The 24,890-nt window shown below is 66.3% G+C and carries 20 protein-coding genes; 19 read left to right on the top strand and 1 reads right to left on the bottom strand.

The features are described from left to right. Positions 1–117 precede the first annotated feature (117 nt). Positions 118–1,347 (top strand): RNA polymerase sigma factor, encoded by a 1,230-nt coding sequence (locus I6F17_RS02205; RefSeq protein ID WP_225130514.1) that lies wholly within the window; start codon positions 118–120, stop codon positions 1,345–1,347. Between the two features lie 68 nt (positions 1,348–1,415). On the opposite strand, the gene I6F17_RS02200 is transcribed toward I6F17_RS02205, so the two are convergent. After that, a complete protein-coding gene (locus I6F17_RS02200) occupies positions 1,416–2,276 on the bottom strand; it encodes an N-acetylmuramoyl-L-alanine amidase (RefSeq protein WP_225112578.1) in 861 nt (286 codons plus the stop codon). A gap of 441 nt (positions 2,277–2,717) precedes the next feature. Here I6F17_RS02200 and rsmH point away from each other — a divergent pair, with 441 nt between their 5' ends. The 18 genes from rsmH (at position 2,718) to I6F17_RS02110 (ending at position 24,884) form a co-directional block, all read left to right on the top strand. Further along, positions 2,718–3,707 (top strand): 16S rRNA (cytosine(1402)-N(4))-methyltransferase RsmH, encoded by a 990-nt coding sequence (gene rsmH / locus I6F17_RS02195; protein ID WP_225130512.1) that lies wholly within the window; start codon positions 2,718–2,720, stop codon positions 3,705–3,707. Positions 3,708–3,710: 3 nt separating this feature from the next. Then, the gene (locus tag I6F17_RS02190) at positions 3,711–4,103 is read left to right on the top strand and encodes a hypothetical protein (RefSeq protein WP_036038338.1); all 393 of its coding nucleotides are present in this window, start codon (positions 3,711–3,713) and stop codon (positions 4,101–4,103) included. Beyond that, positions 4,100–5,866 carry a penicillin-binding protein 2 gene (locus tag I6F17_RS02185; RefSeq protein ID WP_036003486.1) on the top strand — a complete coding sequence of 589 codons (1,767 nt, stop codon included), beginning with the start codon at positions 4,100–4,102 and terminating at the stop codon, positions 5,864–5,866. Before I6F17_RS02190 ends, I6F17_RS02185 begins: the two co-directional genes overlap by 4 nt. An 86-nt stretch (positions 5,867–5,952) precedes the next feature. Beyond that, positions 5,953–7,425 (top strand): UDP-N-acetylmuramoyl-L-alanyl-D-glutamate--2,6-diaminopimelate ligase, encoded by a 1,473-nt coding sequence (locus tag I6F17_RS02180; RefSeq protein WP_225130510.1) that lies wholly within the window; start codon positions 5,953–5,955, stop codon positions 7,423–7,425. Beyond that, entirely contained in the window at positions 7,422–8,804 is a 1,383-nt protein-coding gene (gene murF, locus I6F17_RS02175; protein WP_225130508.1) for a UDP-N-acetylmuramoyl-tripeptide--D-alanyl-D-alanine ligase, read from the top strand. The genes I6F17_RS02180 and murF overlap by 4 nt, the downstream gene beginning before the upstream one ends. A 139-nt stretch (positions 8,805–8,943) precedes the next feature. Next, positions 8,944–10,047, top strand: a complete 1,104-nt coding sequence (gene mraY, locus I6F17_RS02170) for a phospho-N-acetylmuramoyl-pentapeptide-transferase (RefSeq protein WP_036003524.1) — start codon at positions 8,944–8,946, stop codon at positions 10,045–10,047. Between the two features lie 7 nt (positions 10,048–10,054). After that, positions 10,055–11,455, top strand: a complete 1,401-nt coding sequence (murD, locus tag I6F17_RS02165) for a UDP-N-acetylmuramoyl-L-alanine--D-glutamate ligase (RefSeq protein WP_225130506.1) — start codon at positions 10,055–10,057, stop codon at positions 11,453–11,455. Between the two features lie 30 nt (positions 11,456–11,485). Next, entirely contained in the window at positions 11,486–11,773 is a 288-nt protein-coding gene (locus I6F17_RS02160) for a hypothetical protein (RefSeq protein WP_225130505.1), read from the top strand. Between the two features lie 101 nt (positions 11,774–11,874). Continuing rightward, the gene (gene ftsW, locus I6F17_RS02155; RefSeq protein WP_036003534.1) at positions 11,875–13,026 is read left to right on the top strand and encodes a putative lipid II flippase FtsW; all 1,152 of its coding nucleotides are present in this window, start codon (positions 11,875–11,877) and stop codon (positions 13,024–13,026) included. 113 nt (positions 13,027–13,139) lie between these two features. Next, positions 13,140–14,243 carry an undecaprenyldiphospho-muramoylpentapeptide beta-N-acetylglucosaminyltransferase gene (gene murG / locus I6F17_RS02150; protein ID WP_225130549.1) on the top strand — a complete coding sequence of 368 codons (1,104 nt, stop codon included), beginning with the start codon at positions 13,140–13,142 and terminating at the stop codon, positions 14,241–14,243. A 149-nt stretch (positions 14,244–14,392) separates the two neighbouring features. Continuing rightward, positions 14,393–15,796 carry a UDP-N-acetylmuramate--L-alanine ligase gene (gene murC / locus I6F17_RS02145; RefSeq protein ID WP_225130504.1) on the top strand — a complete coding sequence of 468 codons (1,404 nt, stop codon included), beginning with the start codon at positions 14,393–14,395 and terminating at the stop codon, positions 15,794–15,796. Between the two features lie 4 nt (positions 15,797–15,800). Further along, positions 15,801–16,718: a UDP-N-acetylmuramate dehydrogenase gene (gene murB, locus I6F17_RS02140; protein WP_225130503.1), complete on the top strand. Its 918-nt coding sequence runs from the start codon at positions 15,801–15,803 to the stop codon at positions 16,716–16,718. A gap of 147 nt (positions 16,719–16,865) precedes the next feature. Next, positions 16,866–17,852, top strand: coding sequence for a D-alanine--D-alanine ligase (locus I6F17_RS02135; RefSeq protein WP_225130547.1), 987 nt, complete (start codon positions 16,866–16,868; stop codon positions 17,850–17,852). Between the two features lie 350 nt (positions 17,853–18,202). Continuing rightward, positions 18,203–19,231 carry a cell division protein FtsQ/DivIB gene (locus tag I6F17_RS02130; protein WP_225130502.1) on the top strand — a complete coding sequence of 343 codons (1,029 nt, stop codon included), beginning with the start codon at positions 18,203–18,205 and terminating at the stop codon, positions 19,229–19,231. After that, positions 19,228–20,550: a cell division protein FtsA gene (gene ftsA / locus I6F17_RS02125; protein ID WP_036003557.1), complete on the top strand. Its 1,323-nt coding sequence runs from the start codon at positions 19,228–19,230 to the stop codon at positions 20,548–20,550. Before I6F17_RS02130 ends, ftsA begins: the two co-directional genes overlap by 4 nt. A gap of 87 nt (positions 20,551–20,637) precedes the next feature. Further along, the gene (gene ftsZ / locus I6F17_RS02120; protein ID WP_128263705.1) at positions 20,638–22,425 is read left to right on the top strand and encodes a cell division protein FtsZ; all 1,788 of its coding nucleotides are present in this window, start codon (positions 20,638–20,640) and stop codon (positions 22,423–22,425) included. Positions 22,426–22,789: 364 nt separating this feature from the next. Next, the gene (lpxC, locus tag I6F17_RS02115; RefSeq protein WP_225130501.1) at positions 22,790–23,752 is read left to right on the top strand and encodes a UDP-3-O-acyl-N-acetylglucosamine deacetylase; all 963 of its coding nucleotides are present in this window, start codon (positions 22,790–22,792) and stop codon (positions 23,750–23,752) included. Between the two features lie 241 nt (positions 23,753–23,993). After that, a complete protein-coding gene (locus tag I6F17_RS02110) occupies positions 23,994–24,884 on the top strand; it encodes an outer membrane protein assembly factor BamD (protein WP_036003576.1) in 891 nt (296 codons plus the stop codon). Positions 24,885–24,890 lie beyond the last annotated feature (6 nt).

Raw genomic sequence — 24,890 nt, 5'->3', positions numbered from 1 at the left:
TTCCGGGATGCGCCGCAAGGCGCAGGCCCGGAATCCATATCCCCGAATCGTGGTTATGGATTCCGGGCTCGCGGCTTTGCCGCGCCCCGGAATGACGAGAGGGGGTGATCGCGTGACATGACCCCTGGCGAGATCGACAAAATCTTCCGCGACGAGGCGGGGCGGGCGCTAGCCACGCTGATCCGTCTCGCCGGCGATTTCGATCTCGCCGAGGACGCGCTGCAGGATGCGTTCGCGGTCGCGCTGGAACGCTGGGCGTGTGAGGTCCCCGACAATCCGCGCGCCTGGCTCGTCAACGTCGCCAAGCACAAGGCGATCGATCGCATCCGCCGTCAGGCTGTCTTCCGCGGCAAGCAGCAGGCGCTGGTGCACGAGCTCGAGCTCAACGCGCTGGGGCCGGACGAGCCGACAGCAACGCTCGACGACGACATGCTGCGGCTGATCTTCACCTGCTGCCATCCCGCGTTCGCGCCCGAGGTGCAGGTCGCGCTGACGCTGCGCACCGTCTGCGGACTGTCGACAATGCAGGTGGCGCGCGCCTTCCTCGTCGGCGAGGAGGCGATGGCGCAGCGGCTCGTCCGCGCCAAGCAGAAGATCAGGCTTGCCGGAATCCCCTATGAGGTACCGGAACGCGAGATGCTGGCGCCCCGGCTCGATGGCGTGCTCGCCGTGATCTATCTCGTCTTCACCGAAGGCTATGTCGCAACCGAGGGCGCGGACTTGATGCGGCCTGATCTGGCGAGCGAAGCCATCCGGCTTGGCCGCCTGCTGAACCGGCTGATGCCCAACCGCGCCGGCATCAAGGGCCTGCTGGCCCTGATGCTGCTGCACGACGCGCGCCGCGCCGGGCGACAGACGCCGGCCGGCGACATCGTCCTGCTCGAAGAGCAGGACCGCTCGCTGTGGCACCGCGCGCAGATCGACGAGGGGCTGCGGCTGGTGGAGCACGCGCTGCGCGTGCCGGGCCGGCCACAACCCTATGCGGTGCAGGCCGCGATCGCGGCGCTGCATGCGCGTGCGCCGAGCTTCGAGGCGACCGACTGGCCGCAGATTGCAGGACTGTACGAGGTGCTGCTGCGCATCAATCCGTCGCCGGTGATCGAGCTCAATCACGCCGCGGCGCTGTCGATGGTCGATGGGCCGGCACGAGCGCTCGATCTCGTCGATGCGATCGCCGCGCGCGGCGGGCTTCGCGGCTATGAGCTGTTGCCCGCCGTGCGCGCGGATCTGTTGCGGCGGCTCGGCAGGACGGAGGAGGCGCGCGAGGCCTATCGTGCGGCGACGGTGGCGACGCAGCTCGAGCCGTTGCGAAGGCTCTATGCGCGAAGGATGAGGGAGATGGATTGAGTTTCCGTCATGGCCGGGACAAGCCCGGGCATGACGGAGCAAGAGGTCACATTCTCGGAAGACGTCTGCTATGTCGACGCCACCGGCGTTCCTTCCGCCGGCAGGCTCGCCAGCAGCGCCTGTAAGGTCGACAGCGTCGAGTGATCGGCGACGCCGTCCAGCCGCGCCGGGCGGAAATGGCGCTGGAAGGCGGTGACGACTTCCATCGTCGCAGCGTCGTACTTGCCGTTCAGGGGCACGCCATAGCCGTATCTTGCCAGCGCCTGCTGCATGCTCAGCACCGCGTCGCTGATGGTGCCGAGCATGAGAGTCTCGCCGCGGACGATCGGCGCGGGCGTCACCCAGTGGCCGACGCCGGAATTGGCCAGCGAATGCCACGGAAATTTCTCGCCGGGATCCTTCTTGCGGGCGGGCGCGACGTCGGAATGGCCGAGCACCCGGTGCGCCGGCACCTTGCGGCGGAGCATGATGCCGCGGCACAGCGCGATCACGGCGGCAATCTGGCGCAGCGGATACTCCGGATAGCCCCAGTCATGGCCGCGATTGATGATCTCGATTCCGATCGAGCAGGAGTTGACGTCGTCCTCGCCGGCCCAAGAGGAGACGCCGGCGTGCCAGGCACGCTTGGCCTCAGGCACGCATTGCACGATGCGGCCGTCCTCCAGCACGACATAATGCGCCGACACTTCGGTGCCGGCGGTGCACAGGCGCGCCAGCGCGCCCTCGACGTCGGGCATGCCGGTGTAGTGCAGCACGATCATGTCCGGCTGCCGTCCCTTGTTGCGCTCGCCATGGTTCGGGGAGGGGATGATGTCGGAGACGATCGAGGAATCGGGCTCGAAGGTGCGCAGGCCCGCCACGGTCTTGGGAACCGGGAGAACGCGTTGACGCTTCGAATCAGATCCAGCCGTGGACGAACCCGAGGGCATGAGCAGCTCAAACGGACGGAGAGTGGGGCAAGCCCTTCTCTTTACTATTCCTTTACCCTCCATCGCGCGCAATCGCGCGACGCGGTTAACGGATTCATTTTGGCAATGTGTGTGGATGACGCATCACTCCCCTCGTCACCTTTTCCACTTGTCTCGAACCGAGCAACGCTTTCTTAACGCTAAGGGCCGTTACTGAGGGATGAAGAGCCGACCCGCGTCCGGAGGCGGCCAAAGCGTATTTTGGCTCGAAATCCCATGGCTGCCCGACAAATTCCGCTGGGAACACTGGGTTTGTGGCCCGGGACGATCGGGCTTGGTAACCATGCTGGACGGGGGCTTTGTCGTGGAACCGCCGCGACGCGCAATGATTCGAGGCGTTATGGGCTTGTTCGGCCTCGATTCCACTCGGGTATTTCGGCCGGCGGCCGGCAGGCGTCGCGCATGAGTTCGGTTCCGCACATCCCCGTTCTTGGCCGTGAGGCCATCGCACATCTCGCCCCGCGCGAGGGCGGCGTCTACGTCGATGCCACGTTCGGCGCCGGCGGCTATAGCCGCGCGATCCTGGACGTGCCGGGAACCCGACTGATTGCCATCGATCGCGACCGCACCGCGATTGCCGGCGGCGCCGAACTGGTCGAACGCGCCGCGGGCCGGCTGACGCTGGTCGAGGACCGCTTCTCCAACCTCGCGGAAGTCTGCGCGGCGCAAGGCGTCGATGGCGTCGACGGCGTCGTAATGGATGTCGGGGTGTCCTCGATGCAGCTCGACCAGGCCGGCCGCGGCTTCTCCTTCCGTCTCGACGGTCCGCTCGACATGCGGATGGGACAGACAGGTCCGACCGCGGCCGAAATCGTCGCGCGCGCCTCGGAAGGCGATCTCGCCGACATCATCTATCTCTTCGGCGAGGAGCGGCATTCGCGCCGCATCGCCCGCGCCATCGTGGCGGATCGGCAGGAAACTCCGTTCACGACCACGCGCGCGCTCGCCGATCTCGTCGGCAGGGTGGTGCGATCGAAGCCCGGCGACATTCACCCGGCGACACGGACGTTCCAGGCGCTGCGCATCTTCGTCAACGAAGAGCTCGAGGAGCTCCAGACCGCGCTCGCTGCGGCCGAGCGTGTGCTCAAGCCCGGCGGCCGCCTCGTCGTCGTCTCGTTCCATTCGCTGGAAGACCGCATCGTCAAGAATTTCTTCTCCGAGCGCTCCAAGACCGGCGGCGGCTCGCGGCATCTGCCGGAAGTCGCGCAAGTCCCGCCGAGCTTCCAGCTGCTGACGCGGCGGCCGGTCGTCGCCGGCGAGGACGAAGTTGCGCACAATCCGCGCGCGCGCTCGGCAAAGCTGCGCGCGGCCGAGCGCAGCTCGGCGCCGGCGCATGAGACTGATGAGGCATCGTCCTGGCCGAAGCTCGCCGACGTGATGAGGGGCGGCTAGCGCATGCGCATCATCCACCTCCTCGTCATCGGGGCGCTGATCTTCGCAGCAGCTCATGTCTACCGGATCAAGATGGACTCCACGGCGCGCACCGAGAAGGTGCTGCGGCTGCGTGCGGAGATCCGCGAGCAGCGCGATGCGATCGCGGGGCTGCGGGCCGAATGGGCCAAGCTCGACGCGCCCCACCGCCTGCAAGGCCTGTCCGACCGGCATCTGCACCTCAAGCCGGTCAACGGCACGCAATATGATTCGCTGAAGAGCCTGCCGGAGCGTCCGCCGCGGATGTTCAGGCCGGGCGAGCCCGATCCGATCGGGGCCATGCTCAAGACCATCGAAGCCGCGAGCGATCCCGACACGGTGACGGGCTCCGTGCCTCAGCCCGAGGACAAGCAATGAGTCCGGCAACGCCTGCAAAACTTACCGAAAAGTCGACCGAGCGGTCAGGTGAACCTTGGCGGCGGCGGCTGATCCGAAGCCTGCTCTACGGGCGCAACGTCGATCGCGCCGCGAAGGCGCGCGCGCGTGTCGGCCTCGCCATGCTCGCCTTCGCTTCGGTCTACGCCCTGATCGGCGGGCGGCTTGTGATGTTCGCGATCGGCGCCGACGCCCACAGCGCGCGCCGCGCCGCAGCGCAAGAGGTGGTTGCGACCGCGCGGCCCGACATCGTCGATCGCAACGGCGCCATCCTTGCGACCGACGTCAAGGCGGCGAGCCTGTTCGGCGAGCCGCGCCGCATCATCGACAAGGACGAGGCGATCGAGCTCCTCACCGCGACCATTCCCGACCTCGACGAGGCCGAGGTGCGCGAGCGCCTGAGGACACGCAAGGGCTTCGTCTGGCTCAAGCGCGAGGTCACGCCGGCGCAGCAGCAGGCCGTCCACAAGCTCGGCATTCCCGGTATCGGATTCCTGCGCGAGAACAAGCGCGTCTATCCGACGGGCAACGAGGTCGCCCACCTCATCGGTCTCGTCAATATCGACAACCAGGGCATCGCCGGCCTCGAGAAGTGGCTCGACAATCAAGGACTCGCCGACCTCCACCGCGCCGGCTTTGCCACCGACCGGTTGCAGAAGCCGATCGAGCTCGCGGTCGATCTGCGCGTCGAGCACGCGCTGCGCGACGAGCTGTTGAAGGCCAAGGACAAGTTCCGCGCCAAGGCCGCGTCAGGGATCGTCTCAAACGTCAAGACCGGCGAGATCGTGGCGATGGTCTCGCTGCCGGACTTCGATCCCAACAATCCGAAGGAAGCGCACGACCCCGACCGCATCAACCGCCTCACCACCGGCGTCTACGAGATGGGCTCGACCTTCAAGGCGTTTACGCTGGCGATGGGGCTCGATTCCGGCAAGATCAATCTGAACTCGATGTGGGACGCGCGCGGAAACCTGCATTACGGCAAGTTCACGATCCACGACAGCCATCCGGTCGGGCGCTTCATCAACACCAAGGAAGTGTTCACCTATTCCTCCAACATCGGCGCGGCGCGGATTGCGCTCAACCAGGGTGTCGAGGCGCACAAGGCGTTCCTCGCCAAGCTGGGCCAGACGACGCGGCTGCGCACCGAATTGCCGGAGAGTGCGGCGCCGCTGCTGCCGCGGCGCTGGAGCGAGCTGAACACGGTCACCGCCGCGTTCGGCCAGGGCCTGTCGGTGGCGCCGTTGCAGGCGGTGATGGGCATCAACGCGCTGGTGAACGGCGGCTATCTGATTCCGCCGACATTCCTGAAGCGCAGCGAATCCGAAGCCCAGGCGATGGCCAAGCGCGTCATCAAGCCGGAGACCAGCGACAAGATGCGGTTCCTGATGCGGCTCAATGCCGAGGTCGGCTCGGCGAGAAAGGCGGACGTCAAGGGCTACTACGTCGGCGGCAAGACCGGCACGTCCGAGAAGGTCGTCAACGGCCGCTACGCCAAGAAGCGCGTGCTCAACTCCTTCACCGCCATCCTGCCCTGCGATGATCCCAAATATCACGTCCTGATCATGCTGGACGAGCCGCAGGCACTGCCGGAAACGCATGGTTTCATCACCTCGGGCTGGAACGCGGTGCCGACCGGCGGCAAGGTGATCGAGCGGATCGCGCCGCTTCTGGGGGTCGAGCCGCGGTTCGAGCTGCCGCCTGCGGAGCGCCTTATTCTTGCAGCATCCAGGACAACCCAGTAATCAACCGGGTGGGCCATCGCCGCTGCTGAGTCGGGATTTTCCCCGGAGGATTCGGCTTTCCGGCACGGCATGTCGACTGGAACACCATGAAGCTGCGCGACCTCTTGGGTCAGGATGTCAAGGGCAATGATGCCGCGATCGAGCCCGCCGCTGCGGCGCTCGAGGTGAGCGGCCTTGCGCTCGACAGCCGCGTGGTCAAGCCGGGCGATCTCTTCTTCGCGCTCGCAGGCAGCAAGACCGACGGCGCCCGCTTCGTCGATGCCGCGATTGCGGCGGGCGCGGTGGCTGTCGTCGGCGACCATGCACCGGACGCCTGCAAGGTGCCGTTCATCGCTGTCGCCAATCCACGCCGCGCGTTGGCACTTGCCGCGGCCAGATTTTTCCCGGCACAGCCCGCGACGATTGCCGCGGTGACCGGAACCAGCGGCAAGACCTCGGTCGCCGCGTTCACGCGCCAGATCTGGGAGCGGCTCGGGCACGCCTCCGCCAGCATCGGCACCATCGGTCTGGTGTCGCAAAAGCGCACCGTCTATGGCTCGCTGACCACGCCGGATCCGGTCGCGCTGCACCGGCAGTTAGACGAGATCGCGCGCGAGGGCGTCACGCATCTCGCCTTCGAGGCGTCTTCGCACGGGCTCGACCAATATCGCCTCGACGGCGTGCGCGTCTCGGCCGGCGGCTTCACCAATCTCTCGCGCGACCACATGGATTACCATCCGACCGTTGCGCATTATCTCGCGGCCAAGCTCCGCCTGTTCCGCGAGCTGGTGCCGCCTGATGGCGCGGCGGTGATTTCGGCCGATCATGATTGCTCGGCGGAGGCGATCGATGCGGCGACATCGCGCGGCCTGCGCGTCATGGCGGTGGGCCGCAACGGCGATGGCGCAGGCGAAGGCATTCGCCTCGCCGAGGCCGTGGTCGAAGGCTTCTCGCAAATGCTCACGGTCGAACATCGCGGCAGGGCTTACGCGATCCGGCTGCCGCTGGTCGGCGAATTCCAGATCGAGAATGCGCTGGTGTCGGCCGGCCTCGCCATCGGCACGGGCAGCGATGCTGAAAACGTGTTTGCGAGCCTCGAACATCTCGAAGGCGCCAAGGGCCGGCTCGAGCGCGTCGGCGAGCGCAACGGCGCACCGATCTTCGTCGATTATGCGCACAAGCCCGATGCGCTCGCGAAGGCGCTGCAGGCGCTGCGGCCTTATGCGAAGCGCAAGCTGGTCGTCGTGTTCGGCGCCGGCGGCGACCGCGATGCCGGCAAGCGTCCGATCATGGGCGAGATCGCGGCGGCGAACGCCGACGCCGTCATCGTCACCGACGACAATCCGCGCAGCGAGAAGCCGGAAGCGATCCGCGCCGCGATCCTCGCCGCCGCCAAGGGCGCCCGCGAGATCGGCGACCGCGCCGAGGCGATCCGCGCCGCGATCGAGGACTTGCAGGAGGGCGATGCGCTGCTAATCGCCGGCAAGGGCCACGAGACCGGGCAGATCGTCGGCGGCGAGGTGCTGCCTTTCAGTGATCACGAGGCGGTCGCCGCCGCACTAGCGTCGAGGGTTGCATGAGCGGGCCAATATGGACGGTTGCCGAGGTCGCGCGCGCGCTGGGCGTCGCCGGATCGTTCCCGGAGACGGCAATCGATCTCGTCACCCAGGACAGTCGGCTGGTGAAGCCGGGCAGCCTGTTCGTTGCGCTGAGCGGCACGCCGAGCGGCGGCTTCATCTCGGCTTTCGCCAGCGCGCGCGACGGCTGGGAGTTCGCCGACAAGGCGGAAGCCGCAGGCGCAGTGGCGATGATCGTGCCGCACGAGATCGCGGGCATCCGCATCCCCCAGATCGTGGTCGAGGACACGCTGATCGACGGCCTCTGGGGCCTCGCGCGCGCCGCACGCGCGCGCTTCAACGGCCCGGTGATCGGGCTCACCGGCAGCGCCGGCAAGACCAGCACCAAGGAATTCATCGCCGCCTATCCGAACGCCTATGCGAGCCCCTCCAGCTTCAACAATTTCTGGGGCGTCCCGCTGACGCTGTGCAATGCCAGGCGGGACGCCAGCCTCTGGGTCGTCGAGATGGGCATGAACCAGAAGGGCGAGATCGCCCGTCTCAGCGAGCTCACGCAGCCAACCGTCGCGCTCGTCGTCAACGTCCAGCCGGTGCATCTGGAAAAGCTCGGCTCGCTCGAAGCCATCCGGCGCGAGAAGGTATCGATCGCGCTCGGACTGCCCGAGAACGGCGTGCTGGTGCTGCCCGCCGGAATCAAGGCTTCCGAGTGGAAGGGCAAGGTCGTGCGCTTCGGCGGCGAGCATGCCGAGGTGCACGAGGTCGCGCACGCGCCGCACGGCGAGAGCTGGCAGGTCGTGGCCGCGATCGGCAGGAAGGAGATCGCCTTCAGCCTCACCCCTGGCGCGCCGCACCGGCTGCACAATGCGCTGGCCGCGCTCGCCTCGGTTCATGCCGCGCATCTCGACGTCGCGACGCTCGCGGTCAAGCTCGACCGCGTCGGCATCATGACCGGCCGCGGCGTCGAGCAGGCGGTCGGCGACGTCACCGTGATCGACGACAGCTTCAATGGCAATCCGGCCAGCGTGGCCGCGGCGCTGCAAAGCCTGCAGGCGCGCAACATGAGCGGCGGCCGCCGCATCGCGATTCTCGGCGACATGCTCGAGCTCGGCGCGGACGCAACGAGCTATCACACCGGCCTTGCCAGCCACCTCGACGGCATCGACGGCGTCTATTGCGTCGGGCCGCTGATGCGCCACCTGTTCGACGCATTGCCCTCGGGCAAGGGTCTTGGCTGGCACGACGATCCCGCCACGCTGAAGCCGGACGAGGTCGCAAATCTGCTGAAGGCAGGCGACGTCGTGGTTGTCAAGGGCAGCAAGAAGATGTTCTGGGTCAACAAGTTTGTGCCGGGGCTGGTGGCCGCCTTGCAGGCAAAGGCGTAAACTGCTTGGAAGACGCCGTTCCCGAATCCCACCCTTTGCGGCGGAAGCCGTCCGTTTTCCGAAACGCGCGGCCCATGACGAAGACCAGCGAATGCGCGTGAAGCACCTGGACGTGCAAAGGCGCCATAGGACCGTCTGAATGTTTTACTGGCTGATCGAGCTTTCCAACACATTTCCGGGCTTCGGTGCCTTTCGCACCTTCCTGAACGTCTTCCGCTACATCACCTTCCGCACCGGCGGCGCCATCGTGACCGGCGCGCTGTTCGTGTTCCTGTTCGGCCCCTGGATCATCGATCACTTGCGCATCCGTCAGGGCAAGGGCCAGCCGATCCGCACCGACGGTCCGCAATCGCATCTTTCCAAGAAGGGCACGCCCACCATGGGCGGGCTGATGATCCTGTCCGGGCTCACGGTCGGCACCGTGCTGTGGGCCAATCCGCTCAACCCCTATGTCTGGATCGTGCTGGCGGTGACGCTCGGCTTCGGCTTCGTCGGCTTCTATGACGATTACCTCAAGGTGACCAAGCAGACCACGACCGGGTTCGGCGGCAAGCTGCGCCTCTTGATCGAAGCCGTGATCGCGCTGGTCGCCTGCTATGCGCTGGTGCGGCTCAACCGCGATCCCGCCTCCACCGCGCTGACGATTCCCTTCCTGAAGGATACCGTGCTGCATTTTGGCTGGTTCTTCGTCGTCTTCGGCGCCTTCGTCATCGTCGGCGCTGGCAATGCGGTGAACCTCACCGACGGCCTCGACGGCCTCGCCATCGTGCCGGTGATGATCGCCACCGCGAGCTTCGCGATGATCGCCTATCTCACCGGCAACTTGGTGTTCGCCGACTACCTCCAGATCAAATATGTCGCAGGCACCGGCGAGCTCGCGGTGCTCTGCGGCGCGTTGCTCGGCGCCGGCCTCGGCTTCCTCTGGTTCAACGCGCCGCCGGCCTCGATCTTCATGGGCGACACCGGCTCGCTCGCGCTCGGCGGCATGCTCGGCGCGATCGCGGTCGCGGTGAAGCACGAGATCGTGCTCGCGGTGATCGGCGGATTGTTCGTGCTCGAGGCGGTTTCGGTCATCGTGCAGGTCGTGTCCTTCAAGCTCACGGGCAAGCGCGTGTTCGCGATGGCGCCGATCCACCATCACTTCGAGCAGAAGGGCTGGACCGAGCCGCAGATCGTAATCCGATTCTGGATCATCTCGGTGATGCTGGCGCTTGCCGGCCTCTCGACGCTGAAGCTGCGGTGACCGATCGATGATCCCCGTCACCTCGTTCGCCGGCAAGACGGTCGCGGTGTTCGGCCTCGGCGGCTCGGGGCTCGCCTCCTGCCATGCGTTGAAGGCCGGCGGGGCCGAAGTGATCGCGGCCGACGACAATGCCGAGAACGTCGCCAAGGCGACGCAGGCCGGCTTCATCACCGCGGACTTGCGCAACGTTTCCTGGGCGAATTTCGCAGCCCTCGTGCTCGCGCCCGGCGTGCCGCTCACCCATCCGGTGCCGCACTGGAGCGTCTTGAAGGCGCGCGAGGCAGGGGTGGAGGTGATCGGCGACATCGAGCTGTTCTGCCGCGAGCGGCGCCGCCATGCGCCGGACGCGCCGTTCGTCGCCATCACCGGCACCAACGGCAAGTCGACCACGACGGCGCTGATCGCGCATCTGACCAAGGTCGCCGGCTACGACACCCAGATGGGCGGCAATATCGGCACCGCGATCCTGTCGCTGGAGCCGCCTCGCATGGGCCGCGTCCACGTCATCGAGATGTCGTCCTACCAGATCGACCTTACGCCCTCGCTCGATCCTTCCGTCGGCATCCTGCTCAACGTCAGTGAGGACCATATCGATCGCCACGGCACGATCGAGCATTACGCCGCGGTGAAGGAGCGCCTCGTGGCCGGCGTGCAAGGCGGCGGCACCTCGATTGTCGGTGTCGATGACGGCTTTTGCCGCGACATCGCCGACCGGCTCGACCGCGCTGGCAAGAACGTGGTGCGCATCTCGGTCAAGAACCCGCTCGCGTCGGGCATTTACGTCGAGCACGGCACCATCGTGCGCGCCGCGGGCGGCGCCCGCAGCGAGATCGCCGCGCTCGGCGGCATCGGCTCGCTGCGCGGCCAGCACAACGCGCAGAACGCGGCCTGCGCGGCCGCCGTCGCGCTCGCCATGGGCATCAGCCAGGACGTGCTGCAGAACGGCCTGCGCAGCTTTCCGGGCCTGGCGCATCGCATGGAGCAGGTCGGGCGCCGCGGCAACGTGCTGTTCGTCAACGATTCCAAGGGCACCAACGCGGACGCCACCGCGCATGCGCTGTCGTCGTTTTCGGAGATCTTCTGGATCGCCGGCGGCAAGCCGAAGGCGGGCGGCATCACTGGCCTGACCGGCTTCTTCCCGCGCATCCGCAAGGCCTATCTGATCGGCGAGGCTGCGCAGGAGTTTTCGGGCACGCTGGGCACACAGGTCGGGCACGAGATCAGCCAGACGCTGGACGTTGCGGTCGAACACGCGGCTCGCGATGCGGAAGCCTCTGGTCTCACCGATGCCGTCGTGCTGCTGTCGCCCGCCTGCGCCTCCTTCGACCAGTACCGCAACTTCGAGATCCGCGGCACCAAGTTCCGCGAGCTGGTGCAAGCGCTGCCGGGTGTGCAGCCGGTGGTGTGAGGACACCGACACCAACCATTGAATGACATAATGACTCTGGTAGGCGCCTGGCTTGTAGACGAGACCGATGAACTGGCGCTAGCCCGCCTGGGAAATGTCGAGTTCGATGAGAGCGGTGGGCTGCGCTACACAATTCGTGAGCACGACAAGCGACAAATCATCAATCTTCGATATCGGGTGGAGGGCTCGACGATTGTCACCGACCAGCCCTCAGCTCCACAAGTTGAACGAACCCAGTTCTCATTCGCCGAGGATGGCGTTCTCACTCTGGCGCTTGGCGGCATACCCTATCGATTCGTCAGGGCTCCCGGTTCGTAGCCCGGCACCAGCGCTTCGCTCAAAAGTTACCCGTCCCTTTAACCTCCCGGTAACCAACCTCGGCGACCAATGAACGGACCTCTGTCCGAAAGCGGCCGCCCATGCTCTCCCGTGAAGAACGCACCCCCTTTTCCGAGTGGTGGTGGACCGTCGACAAGCCGCTGATGGGCGCCATCCTGGGGCTGATGCTGACCGGGGTGATCCTGTCGCTGGCGGCGAGCCCGCCGGTTGCGACCCGCATCGGGCTCGATGCTTTCCATTTCTTCAGCCGCCACGTGCTGTTCCTGGTGCCGTCCTGCATCGTGCTGCTCGGGGTGTCCTTCCTGTCGCCGCGCGCGATCCGCCGCTCGGCGCTGATCATCTTCGCGGCGAGCATCGTCCTGATCGTGCTCACGCTCGCCTTCGGCCCGGAGGTGAAGGGCTCGCGCCGCTGGATCACGCTGCTCGGCGTCAACATCCAGGCCTCCGAGATCGCAAAGCCGTCCTTCGTCGTGATCGCGGCCTGGCTGTTCGCGGAATCGACTAGGCGCCCGGAGATGCCGGCGACCTCGATGGCGGTGGTGCTGCTGCTGATGCTGGTCGCGCTATTGGTGATGGAGCCGGATTTCGGCCAGACCATGCTGGTCCTGATGGTGTGGGGCTCGCTGTTCTTCATCGCGGGCATGCGGATGATCTGGGTGTTCGGCCTCGCAGGTCTCGGCGCGGCCGGCCTGTTCAGCGCCTATCTGTTCGTTCCGCACGTCGCGGGGCGTATCAAGCGCTTCATGAACCCGGCCTCCGGCGACACCTTCCAGGTCGATACCGCCATGGAGGCTTTCTACAACGGCGGCTGGTTCGGGCTCGGACCGGGCGAGGGCATCGCCAAGCGCAGCCTGCCGGACAGCCACACCGACTTCGTCTTCGCGGTCGCGGGCGAAGAGTTCGGCATCATCCTGTGCCTTGCGATGCTGGCGCTGTTCGCCTTCGTCGTCATGCGCACGCTGTCGCGCGCCTATGCCAACGAGGACATGTTCTCGCGCTTTGCTGCCTCCGGGCTCGCGATCCTGTTCGGTGTGCAGGCGGCGATCAACATGTCGGTGAACCTGCAGCTCATCCCCGCCAAGGGCATGACGCTGCCCTTCATCTCCTATGGCGGCTCCTCGATGGTCTCGCTCGCCTATGGCATAGGCATGATGCTGGCGCTGACGCGGCTGCGCCCGCGCACCGAGGTCGAGGCGAGCGGCCACGCCGAGGCGATGCGCAGTTACGCGTGAGCCGTCATTTGCGAGGAGCGAAGCGACGAAGCAATCCAGGCTGTCTCCGCGGAGGTGGTCTGGATTACTTCGCTTCGCTCGCAATGACGAGAAAGACCCTGTAAAACTCCCTCATTATGGACACGTCCCCCCTGATTCTTCTCGCCGCGGGCGGCACCGGCGGCCATCTGTTCCCGGCCGAAGCGCTCGGCGTCGAATTGATCCGGCGCGGCTATCGCGTCCGCCTCGTCACCGACGAGCGCGCGCTGCGTTATAGCGGGCTATTCAGCAAGGACATGATCGACGTCGTCAGAAGCGAGACCGCGCGCGGCCGCAATCCGTTCCAGCTCGCCTATGCCGGCCTCACGCTCGCCGCCGGCACGCTGTCGGCCTACGCGCTGATCAAGCGGTTGAAGCCCGTCGCCGTCGTCGGCTTCGGCGGCTATCCGACGCTGCCGCCGCTGGTCGCGGCGAAATTCGCTGGCGTTCCCGGCATCATCCACGACGCCAATGCGGTGCTCGGCCGCGCCAACCGGTTCCTGTCGCGCCGCGTGCGCGCCATCGCGACGTCCTTGCCCGGCGTGCTCGATCGCGATCCGGCGCTGGCAGGCAAGACCACGACCGTCGGCACGCCGATGCGTCTGGCGATCCTCGCGGCCGCCGCGGTGAAATATGCCGCGCCCGAGCCGAACGGTCCGCTGCGTCTGCTCGTCGTCGGCGGCAGCCAGGGCGCGCGCATCATGGCCGACATCGTGCCGGGCGCGATCGAAAGGCTCGAGCCTGCGCTGTGGAGCCGTCTCGTCCTCACCCAGCAGGTGCGCGAAGAGGACATGAGCCGCGTGCGCGCCGTCTACGACAAGCTCAAGATCAAGGCCGAGCTCGCGCCGTTCTTCACGGATCTGCCGGCGCGGCTCGCCTCCAATCATCTCGTGGTATCGCGCTCCGGTGCGGGGACCGTGGCCGAGCTCGCCGCGATCGGCCGGCCCTCCATCCTGGTGCCGTTGCCGGGCTCGATCGACCAGGACCAGTTCGCCAATGCCGGCGTGCTGGCCAAGGTCGACGGTGCCATCCGCATCCCGCAGACCGAGTTCAGCTCCGACCGGCTGGCGTCCGAAATTTCTGGCTTCGCTGCCGAGCCGGCACGGCTTGCCGCCATGGCGGCGGCGGCGAAGGGGGCGGGGCGGCTCGATGCGGCCGAGCGGCTGGCGGATCTCGTGGTCAAGGTCGCGGGAATCTGACGCCTGTTCCGGCCCGAATGGCCAAAAAAGTCACTTGTCATGCCCCGCGAAAGCGGGGCATCCAATATCCGACGCAGTTGATTTGAATCTCTGGCGTCGCGGAGTACTGGATCGTCCGCCTTCGCGGACGATGACCCCAAGGAAACCAAATGAGACTGCCGCGCGAGATCGGACCCATCCACTTCGTCGGGATCGGCGGGATCGGCATGAGCGGGATTGCCGAGGTGCTGGTCAATCTCGGCTATGCCGTCCAGGGCTCGGACGCCTCCGACAATTACAATCTCGACCGGCTGCGCAAGAAGGGCGCGAAAGTCTCGGTCGGCCACAAGGCCGAGAATATCGACGGCGCCGAGGTCGTGGTCGTGTCTTCCGCGATCAAGCGCGACAATCCGGAGCTGATGGCGGCGCGCGAGAGGCGCATTCCCGTGGTGCGTCGCGCAGAGATGCTGGCCGAGCTGATGAGGTTGAAGAGCTGCGTCGCCATCGCCGGCACCCACGGCAAGACCACCACGACGACGATGGTCGCAACGCTGCTCGACGCCGGCGGCCTCGACCCGACCGTCATCAACGGCGGCATCATCAACGCCTACGGCTCCAACGCGCGGCTTGGCGCCGGCGACTGGATGGTGGTGGAGGCCGACGAGAGCGACGGCACGTTCCTGAAGCTGCCGACCGATGTCGCGATCGTCACCAATGTCGACCCCGAGCATCTCGATCACTTCAAGACCTTCGAGGCGGTGCAGGACGCGTTTCGTCACTTCGTCGAGAACCTGCCGTTCTACGGCTTTGCCGTGATGTGCATCGATCATCCCGTGGTGCAGAGCCTCGTCGGCAAGATCGAGGACCGCCGCATCATCACCTATGGCGAGAATCCGCAGGCCGATGCGCGGCTGGTCGATCTCACCGCCGGCGGTGGCGGCTCGAAGTTCAAGGTCGTGATCCGCGACCGCAAGACCGGCACCACGCATGAGATCGCCGATCTCGCGCTGCCGATGCCGGGCCGGCACAATGCTTCCAACGCGACGGCGGCGATCGCGGTCGCGCACCAGCTCGGCGTGTCTGACGGGGCGATCCGCAAGGCGCTGGCGGGCTTCGGCGGCGTCAAGCGGCGCTTCACCAAGACCGGCGAGTGGAACGGCGTCACCGTGATCGATGATTACGGCCATCACCCCGTGGAGATCGCAGCCGTGCTGAAGGCCGCGCGCGATTCCTATACCGGCAAGGTGATCGCGGTGGTGCAGCCGCATCGCTACACCCGCCTGCAATCGCTGTTCGAGGAGTTCTGCACCTGCTTCAACGATGCCGATGCGGTCGTCGTCGCCGACGTCTATGCCGCCGGCGAAGCGCCGATCGAAGGCATCGACCGCGATCATTTCGTCGCCGGCCTGCGCGCCCACGGCCATCGCGAGGTGATCCCGCTGCCCAATGCCGGCGAACTAGCCAAAATCGTCCATGGCATCGCCAAGAGCGGCGATCTCGTTGTATGTCTCGGCGCCGGCAACATCACGCAATGGGCGTATGCGCTGCCGGACCAGTTGAAGGCGCTGGGGTAGCGCGGTGGGATTTCCCGACATCACCCCTTCACTCAAAGCCGCGATGCCCGAGCTTCGTGGGCGGCTGCTGGCGAACCAGTCGCTGGCCGAGCTCACCTGGTTTCGCGTCGGCGGCCCGGCGCAGGTGCTGTTCACGCCGGCGGACGAGGACGATCTCGCTTACTTCCTGGCGCATCTCGCCTCCGCCATTCCCGTCTACGTCATCGGGGTCGGCTCCAACCTGATCGTGCGCGACGGCGGCATTGCCGGCGTCGTCATTCGTCTCGCGCCGCGCGCCTTCGGCGAGGCGACTGCGAGCGGCGACATCGTCACCGCCGGCACGGCCGCGCTCGACAAGCGCGTGGCCGAAGTTGCGGCCTCCGCCAATATCAGTGGGCTCGAATTCTATTTCGGCATTCCCGGCACGATCGGTGGTGCGTTGCGCATGAATGCCGGCGCCAATGGCGACGAGACCAAGGACGTGCTGATCGAGGCGAGGGGCATCGGGCGCGACGGCACCAAGCACGTCTTCTCCAACGCCGAGATGAAGTTTGTCTACCGCTCCAGCGGCGTCGATCCCTCCATCATCTTCACCTCCGCGCGCTTTCGCGGCGAGATCAGGGACGTGGAGGCGATCCGCGCGCGGATGGCGGAGGTGCAGAGCCATCGCGAGACCGCGCAGCCGATCCGCGAGAAGACCGGCGGCTCGACCTTCAAGAATCCGCCCGGCCATTCCGCCTGGAAGCTGATCGACGCCGCCGGCTGCCGCGGCCTGCGCGTCGGTGGCGCGCAGGTCTCGGAGATGCATTGCAACTTCCTGATCAACACGGGCGATGCCACCGCGCACGACATCGAGACGCTGGGCGAGACGGTACGTGCACGCGTGAAGGCGAATTCCGGAATCGAGCTACACTGGGAAATCAAGCGGATCGGGGTTTCATGATCACCGTCGTTCCGGAGCGCGACGAAGTCGCGAGCTATGGTGCGCAATTGCGCACCCGAGTATCCATAATCACGATCGTGGTTATGGATTCCGGGCCTGCGCCTTTCGGCGCATCCCGGAATGACGATACACATGGGTGACAGAAACATGCGCATCACCATCCTCTTCGGCGGCTCCAACCGCGAGCGTCTCGTCTCGGTTGCCACAGCCCAGGCGCTGCATCAGGCGCTGCCCGAGGCTGACCTCTGGTGGTGGGACGTCGAGGACAAGGTGCACGTCGTGCAGTCGAAGCAGCTGCTCGAGCATGCCCGCCCGTTCGAGGACGAATTCAAGCCGGGCACGCGCGGGGTCCCGCTCGCGCAGGCGCTCGACCGGGCCAAGGCTGAGGATCGCGTGCTGGTGCTCGGCCTGCACGGCGGGCGTGCCGAGAACGGCGAATTGCAGGTGATGTGCGAGGCGCGCGGCGTGCCCTTCACCGGCTCGGGCTCGGCGTCGTCGCATCTGGCCTTCGACAAGATCGCAGCCAAGCGCTTCGCCGCGCTCGGCGGCGTGACGCCGCCGGAAAATCTTGCGCTCGATGATATCGACGAGGCTTTCGCCGAGTATGGAAGGCTGATCGCAAAGCCCGCGCGCGACGGGTCGAGCTACGGCCTGATCTTCGTCAATGCCAAGCAGGACCTCGTCGCTGTCCGCAACGCAGCGAAGCATGAAGAGTATGTCATCGAGCCCTACATCGCCGGGGTGGAGGCGACCTGCGGCGTGCTGGAGCGCCCCGACGGCTCGATCATCTCGCTGCCGCCGATCGAGATCATTCCGGGCGAGGGCAATTTCGACTACGCGGCGAAATATCTTCTGAAATCGACCCAGGAGATCTGCCCCGGCCGCTTCGCACCCGAGATCACCGCCGCGCTTAAGGAGCAGGCGATGCTGGCCCACCGCGCAATGTCCTGCACCGGCTATTCCCGCTCTGACTTCATCGTCTCGGACAAGGGCCTGGTCTATCTCGAAACCAACACGTTGCCCGGGCTGACCAAGTCCTCGCTCTACCCCAAGGCGCTGAAAGCCGAAGGCATCGAGTTCGTCGACTTCCTGCGCGGCTTGGTCGAGCTCGCCTGCCAGCGCGTGCGGAAATAGTCAGGACTGGTTAACGGCCGGACCGGCGAAACGGGCCGGTTTGGTGGCCAAAACCGGTAAAATGCCGGACATCGCGGCGCAAATGCCTCACAGCGCGAGGCAAAATGCGCAGGTCGTTAACGAATTTTACCTTTTGTTTACCAGGACGTCCGAAGGTTAACGCTGGCGGCGCATATGGCGCTTTGGCTGCCGGCGCGTGAGCTGTCGCGGGTGATGTCACCTCCAGCGAACGCTTTGAAGGGGAGAGGTTTTCTTCTGCTGAAGACCAGCACCCGGCCCGGCAGGTCCGAGACGTCATGTTCGCCAGGATCCGCGCGATGTCGCGGGCAAACTGTTGACGAGCTCGTGCAATGGATGGTGCAGGACGCCTCACCCGATCGCTTTTGAGATCGCTGAGGCCCCAAGCTGACCTGAAGGCGGCCGCTATCGGAGCGGTCGTGCTTCTGCGCGAGTGGGTGCAGGTCAAGCGCGAAGAGGCGCGCGCTGCCGCCAGGGATAAGGCCAAAGCCAAAGCCCAGGCCAAGGCCGCCGTCGAGCGCGAGCCGCCGCCGCGCCTGGTCGCGCTGGTCGAGCGCTATCTGCCGCGCCGGGTCGGCCTCAGCATGACCGTGCTGCTGTTGATCGGCAGCTGCGGCTTCGGCATCGTCAAGGGCGGCCATCTCCAGGATTTCGTCACCGCCGTCAGCGACGCCCGCAATGCGCTGGCCAATTCCGCCGGCTTCCGCATCACCTCCGTCGTGATCAACGGCCGCAAACAGCTGACCCAGGACGAGATCCTCGCGATCGGCGGCGTCAGCGGCCGCTCCTCGCTGCTGTTCCTCGATGCCGAGGCGGTGCGCGACAAGCTCAAGGCCAATCCCTGGATCGCGGATGCGACCGTGCTGAAGCTCTATCCGGGCCAGCTCATGATCGAGCTCACCGAGCGCAAGGCGTTCGCGCTGTGGCAGGAGGCCGGCCGGCTCTCCGTCATCGCCGACGACGGCGCCGTGCTCGAGCCCTATGTCTCGCGCCGCTTCCTGTCGCTGCCGCTCGTGGTCGGCAAGGGCGCCGAGACCCAGGCCCGCGATTTCCTGGCGCTGCTGGCGCGCTACCCGCAGGTCCATTCGGTGACCAAGGCCGCGATCTACGTCGGCGAGCGGCGCTGGAACCTGCGGCTCAAGGACGGTCTCGACATTCGCCTGCCCGAGCAGGACGTCGGCAACGCGCTTGCGATGCTGTCGAAGCTCGACAAGGAGGACAGGCTGTTCTCGCGCGATATCGTCGCCGTCGACATGCGCCTGCCGGACCGGCTGGTGGTGCAGCTCTCCGAGGACGCCGCCAAGGCGCGCGAGGAGCTGTTCAAGGACAAGAAGAAGAAGAAGGCCGGGGATTCCGCATGACCGGTCTCGATCGCACCCAGACGCCGAAGACGCGCCCGATGCCGCACAAGCGCGGCGGCATCGTCGCCTGCCTCGACATCGGCACCAGCAAGATCGCCTGCATGATCGCGCGGCTGAAGCCGTCGCCGCCGAGCGATGCGCTGCGCGGCCGCACCCATGCGGTGGAATTGATCGGCTACAGCCAGATCCAGGCGCGCGGCATGAAGGCCGGCGCGGTGATCGATCTCGGCGAATGCGAGCAGGCGGTGCGCCAGGCCGTCGGGCTTGCGGAGAAGATGGCCAAGGTGCGGGTCGAGTCCGTGCTGTTGTCGGTCTCCGGCGGCCGGCTCGCCGGCCAGCTGGTCGAGGCTGCCGCCGACATTCGTGGCGGCGCCGTGACGCCGGCCGATGTCAGCCGCGTCACCTCCACCGGCATGCGCCACGCCACCGGCGAAGGCCGCACCGTGCTGCACGCCCTGCCGGTCGGCTACACGCTCGACGGTGTCAAAGGCATCCGCGATCCCCGCGGCATGGTCGCGCACCAATTCGGCGTCGACATGAACGTCGTCACCTGCGACGCCACCGTGGCGCGGAACCTGATGCTGGCGGTGGAGCGCTGCCACATCAATGTCGAAGCCATGGCAGCGAGCCCCTATGTGGCCGGACTCTCGGTGCTGACCGACGACGAGGCCGATCTCGGCGCCGCTGTCGTCGAGATGGGCGCCGGCACCACCACGATTGCCGTTTATTCGGGCGGCCGCTTCGTGCACGCGGCGGGTTTTGCGGTCGGCGGGCAACACATCACGATGGATCTTGCGCGCGGACTCTCGGCGACCATTGCCGATGCCGAGCGAATCAAGACCTTATACGGCACCGTCATCACCGGCGGATCGGACTCGCGTGAGCTGATGTCTGTGCCGACAGCCGGTGACGAGCAGGATCTTCCGCAGATCGTCTCCCGCGCCACCATCGCGAACATCGTCAAGCACCGTGCCGAGGAAGTCTTCGAAATGGTTCGGGACAAGCTGAAGGATTCGCCCTTCGCCGCAGAGCCGAACGGCCGCGTCGTGCTCTCGGGCGGGGCCTCGCAGCTGACCGGCCTCGTCGATCTCGGCACCCGGATTCTCGGCCGGCCCGTGCGGGTCGGTCGTCCGCTCGGTTTCGGCCGGCTTCCCAACGAGGCGAAGAACGCCGCGTTCGCGGTGCCGGCCGGACTTCTGGTCTACCCGCAATATGTTCACCTCGAACATGTCGAACCGCGGCATACGCGGCAGCAGATCAAGACAGGGACCGGCGGATATTTCGGAAAGGTCGGACGATGGCTACGCGAGGGCTTCTGATGACCGCTTTCCGCAATCTTCGATTTTCACCAACTCCCGCGGCCACCGGCCGGGGCGAACCCACGCGCGCGTGATCGAGAGGCAACCATGACCATCAGCATCAATGTTCCTGATATTCACGAACTGAAGCCCCGGATCACCGTGTTCGGCGTCGGCGGCGCCGGCGGCAACGCCGTCAACAACATGATCACGGCGGGCCTGCAGGGCGTCGACTTCGTGGTCGCCAACACCGACGCGCAGGCGCTGACGATGTCGAAGGCGCAGCGCATCGTGCAGATGGGCACGGCCGTCACGCAAGGCCTCGGCGCCGGCTCGCAGCCGAACGTCGGCGCCGCGGCCGCGGAAGAGGTGATCGACGAGCTGCGCGACCATCTCTCGGGCGCCAACATGGTGTTCGTCACCGCCGGCATGGGCGGCGGCACCGGCACGGGTGCAGCTCCCGTCATCGCCAAGACCGCGCGCGACATGGGCATCCTCACCGTCGGCGTGGTGACCAAGCCGTTCCACTTCGAGGGTCAGCGCCGCATGCGCACGGCCGAAGCCGGCATCTCCGAGCTGCACAAGGTCGTGGATACGCTCCTGATCATCCCGAACCAGAACCTGTTCCGGGTCGCCAACGAGAAGACCACCTTCGCCGACGCCTTCGCGATGGCCGACCAGGTGCTCTATTCGGGCGTCGCCTGCATCACCGACCTGATGGTCAAGGAAGGCCTGATCAACCTCGACTTCGCCGACGTCCGCGCCGTCATGCGCGAGATGGGCAAGGCGATGATGGGCACCGGCGAAGCCTCCGGCGACAAGCGCGCGCTGACCGCCGCGGAAGCCGCGATCGCCAACCCGCTGATCGACGACTCGTCGATGAAGGGCGCCAAGGGCCTCCTCATCTCCATCACCGGCGGCAAGGACCTCACTTTGTTCGAGGTCGACGAGGCCGCGACCCGCATCCGCGAGGAAGTCGACCAGGACGCCAACATCATCGTCGGCGCCACCTTCGACGAAGCGCTCGACGGTCTGATCCGCGTCTCGGTGGTCGCCACCGGTATCGAGCAGGCCGCGATCGCCCGCAACAGCCAGGCCACCTCCGCGCCCGTCGCCAACCCGGCACCGCAGATGCAGCAGGCTGCCGCCCCGGCCGCCGCCGCCGAGAGCCGTCTCGCCGACCTGACCGCCCGGCTGCGTGCCGACAACCAGCGTCTGGCCGAGCGCGCTCAGAAGCTGGAAGCCCAGACCCCGGCCGCCGCGCCGGCTCCGATTGCCGCCGCGCCCCGTCCGAACGTCGAGCGTGCTGCGCTCGCCGCGATCGCCGCTGCCGTTTCCGAGGTGCCGCAGCCGCCGGCGCCGCAGACCTATGGCGACGTCACCGTGCGCCCGATCGCGCAGAAGCCGACCCTGTTCCCGGAGGCCGACATGGCCCCGGTCGCGGTGCAGGAGCCGATGACGCCGGACACCTTCATCCCGCCGCAGGCTGAGCGTCCGGCCCGCGCGCCGCGCATGCCGCGAATCGAGGAGCTGCCGATGCCGGCGCAGGCCGAGATTCGGCAGGCCCGCGGCGAGGCTGAGGAGGAGACCCCGCAGAAGACCCGCCTGTCGCTGCTGCAGCGCCTCGCCAATGTCGGCCTCGGCCGTCGCGACGAGGAAAGCGAGCCACCGGTCGCGGCCCGCACTGCCGGTCCCGCCATGCCGCCGCTGCCCGAGCGCAGGCCGCAGAAGACCGTGGCGCAGCAGATCGCGTCCAACGAGCCGGTATCGGAGTATGCCCGCCGTCCCGCGCCGCAGGGTCTGGACGTCCATGGCCGCCCCGCGCCTGTTGCGCCGGCGCCACAGGGTGACGACCATCTTGATATCCCGGCCTTCCTGCGGCGGCAGGCGACCTGAGGATTGTTACAATAAGGCAGACGAAAAAAGGTCCCGGCGAGGAGCTCGCCGGGACCTTTCCTTTTGTCCCGGGCATGTCCGGATTGAGCGGCCAAACAACTGATTTTAAATCATTAATTACGGCTTCGGTGGTTCAGTAGAACTGCCGATAGCGGTCCCGAAACCCGGCGCAATTTGGTTAAGCCTTGGCGCGAATACGGCAGGTTTGGGGTAACAATCGGTAAAAAAGCGTGAGTTGGCGCTGTTTGAGGCTGCAACTATGGTTTGCCGTGACTTGGGGATACGGAGATTCGGTAGCGTCGGCTCTGGCCGGCCAAGCGGGTCTCGTATAAGTCGCAATGGGTCTTAGTGGGGCGGGTTCCTGATGAAATTTAGCCGGCAAACAACGCTTCGTGCGCAAGCCTCTGTGGCAGGCGTGGGCGTTCATTCCGGTCTTCCAGTCACTCTCACGCTTGGGCCTGCGCCTGTCGACGCGGGTTTTATTTTTGTCCGGACCGGACTTGAGGGAAGTGACCGCGAAGTTCAGGCCACCGCCGAGCAGGTGATTGCGACTGACTTTGCCACGGTCCTCGGCGACCGCAACGGTCCGCTGGTGTCCACTGCCGAGCATGTGCTTGCTGCACTGCGGGGAATAGGTGTCGACAACGCCACAATCGAGATCGACGGTCCCGAAGTCCCGATCATGGACGGCAGCGCCGCCGCCTTCATCGCGGCAATCGACCAGGCCGGCATCGTCACCCAGCCGGCGCAGCGCCGCTTCATCCAGGTTCTGAAGCCGATCTCGGTCAAGATCGGCGACTCCTTCGGCGAGATCAGGCCCCACACCAACGGGTTCCGCGTCGAGGTCGAGATCGATTTCACCAATCCCGTCATCGGCCAGCAGGCTTACGCCTTCGACCTCAATCCGGAAGGTTTCCGTCGTGAAGTCGGCCGGGCCCGGACCTTCGGCCTGATGTGCGACGTCGCGCGGCTCTGGAGCGCCGGCTATGCCCTCGGCGCCTCCTTCGACAACACCGTCGTGTTCGACGACGAGCGGCTGCTCAATACCGAGGGCTTGCGCTACGCCGATGAATGCGCCCGTCACAAGGTGCTGGACGTGATCGGCGACCTCTCGCTGGCCGGCCTGCCGCTGCTTGGCGCCTACCGCTCGGTGCGTGGCGGCCACAAGCTCAACCACGCCGTCCTGACGGCGCTGCTCGCCGACCGGACCGCCTGGCGGGTGGTCGAGGGCGAGGCTGCCCGCCGCACCACGCGTGCCGTGGGCGAGGTCGGTCGTGGCATCGTCGGCGGCCGGGTCGCTGCGGCCTTCGGACCGGATGTGTCCTGACGCGGCCTGCCGCCTTCGGAATGTGTTGACGGCCCCCGGGAAACTCCTGGTAACCATGATCGGCTAGCATTGCGGCAGGTTCGCCTTAATCCGGGCGAAATGCCTCCCTATCCGGTTCGTTAACAATCGTTTTCGGATACATCGGCGTGGTCGCGTGGCAGGCACCACGGTTACATTTCGCGCCCATGAGGGGTTCGTGGGCTGGCGGACACCGCATCACAGGGCGTCAGGGCTTAAACTCATGTCGGCACAGCGTATGACGCGCGGATTTTTCTCGGTCTCGTCGCGAGCCCGCGGGCTGATTCAGGCCGTCACCTTCATCGTTCTTGCGCTCCCGCTCGCCGGATGCGGCACGGGCGCGCTCTGGGACAAGTTCACCGCCAAGGACGACACCTTCGTCGAGGAGCCCGCCGACAAGATCTACAATGAGGGCCTGTACCTCATGAACGAGAAGAAGGACATGAAGGCGGCGAACAAGAAGTTCGAAGAGGTCGACCGCCAGCATCCTTATTCCGACTGGGCCCGCAAGTCGCTGCTGATGTCGGCCTATGCGTCCTATCAGGGCGGCGATTATGACGGTTGCATCGGTGCCGCCACCCGCTACGTCACGCTGCATCCCGGCAGCCCGGATGCGGCCTATGCGCAATACCTGATCGCCGCCTCCCATTACGACCAGATCCCGGATATCAGCCGCGACCAGACCCGCACCGAAAAGGCGATCGCTGCGCTGGAAGAGGTGGTGCGCAAATATCCGAACTCGGAATATGCGACCTCGGCCAAGGCCAAGATCGAGGGCGCGCGCGACCAGCTCGCCGGCAAGGAAATGAATGTCGGCCGCTACTACGCCCAGAAGCGCGACTACACGGCCGCCATCAATCGTTACAAGACCGTCGTGACGCAGTACCAGACCACCCGCCATGTCGAAGAGGCGCTGTTCCGGCTCACCGAGGCCTATATGGCGATCGGCATCGTTGGCGAAGCGCAGACCGCGGCGGCGGTGCTTGGGCACAATTTTCCTGACAGCCGCTGGTACAAGGACGCCTATAATCTTGTAAAATCCGGCGGTCTCGAGCCGAGCGAGAATCAGGGGTCATGGATCAGCCGGACCTTCAAGAAAATGGGTCTCGGCTAGGAAATT

Source organism: Bradyrhizobium sp. NBAIM18, from assembly GCF_020193825.1.
Taxonomy (GTDB): Bacteria; Pseudomonadota; Alphaproteobacteria; order Rhizobiales; family Xanthobacteraceae; genus Bradyrhizobium; species Bradyrhizobium yuanmingense.
This window is presented reverse-complemented; position numbering and strand designations above follow the sequence as displayed.

Coding starts and splice junctions, on each gene's coding strand:
- I6F17_RS02130 (WP_225130502.1), top strand. CDS start 18,203: ATGGATGGTGCAGGACGCCTCACCCGATCGCTTTTGAGATCGCTGAGG.
- ftsZ (WP_128263705.1), top strand. CDS start 20,638: ATGACCATCAGCATCAATGTTCCTGATATTCACGAACTGAAGCCCCGG.
- lpxC (WP_225130501.1), top strand. CDS start 22,790: ATGAAATTTAGCCGGCAAACAACGCTTCGTGCGCAAGCCTCTGTGGCA.
- ftsW (WP_036003534.1), top strand. CDS start 11,875: ATGCTCTCCCGTGAAGAACGCACCCCCTTTTCCGAGTGGTGGTGGACC.
- ftsA (WP_036003557.1), top strand. CDS start 19,228: ATGACCGGTCTCGATCGCACCCAGACGCCGAAGACGCGCCCGATGCCG.
- I6F17_RS02200 (WP_225112578.1), bottom strand. CDS start 2,276: ATGCCCTCGGGTTCGTCCACGGCTGGATCTGATTCGAAGCGTCAACGC.
- I6F17_RS02190 (WP_036038338.1), top strand. CDS start 3,711: ATGCGCATCATCCACCTCCTCGTCATCGGGGCGCTGATCTTCGCAGCA.
- I6F17_RS02135 (WP_225130547.1), top strand. CDS start 16,866: ATGCGCATCACCATCCTCTTCGGCGGCTCCAACCGCGAGCGTCTCGTC.
- I6F17_RS02185 (WP_036003486.1), top strand. CDS start 4,100: ATGAGTCCGGCAACGCCTGCAAAACTTACCGAAAAGTCGACCGAGCGG.
- murC (WP_225130504.1), top strand. CDS start 14,393: ATGAGACTGCCGCGCGAGATCGGACCCATCCACTTCGTCGGGATCGGC.
- I6F17_RS02160 (WP_225130505.1), top strand. CDS start 11,486: ATGACTCTGGTAGGCGCCTGGCTTGTAGACGAGACCGATGAACTGGCG.
- murF (WP_225130508.1), top strand. CDS start 7,422: ATGAGCGGGCCAATATGGACGGTTGCCGAGGTCGCGCGCGCGCTGGGC.
- I6F17_RS02205 (WP_225130514.1), top strand. CDS start 118: ATGACCCCTGGCGAGATCGACAAAATCTTCCGCGACGAGGCGGGGCGG.
- I6F17_RS02180 (WP_225130510.1), top strand. CDS start 5,953: ATGAAGCTGCGCGACCTCTTGGGTCAGGATGTCAAGGGCAATGATGCC.
- I6F17_RS02110 (WP_036003576.1), top strand. CDS start 23,994: ATGTCGGCACAGCGTATGACGCGCGGATTTTTCTCGGTCTCGTCGCGA.
- murD (WP_225130506.1), top strand. CDS start 10,055: ATGATCCCCGTCACCTCGTTCGCCGGCAAGACGGTCGCGGTGTTCGGC.
- mraY (WP_036003524.1), top strand. CDS start 8,944: ATGTTTTACTGGCTGATCGAGCTTTCCAACACATTTCCGGGCTTCGGT.
- rsmH (WP_225130512.1), top strand. CDS start 2,718: ATGAGTTCGGTTCCGCACATCCCCGTTCTTGGCCGTGAGGCCATCGCA.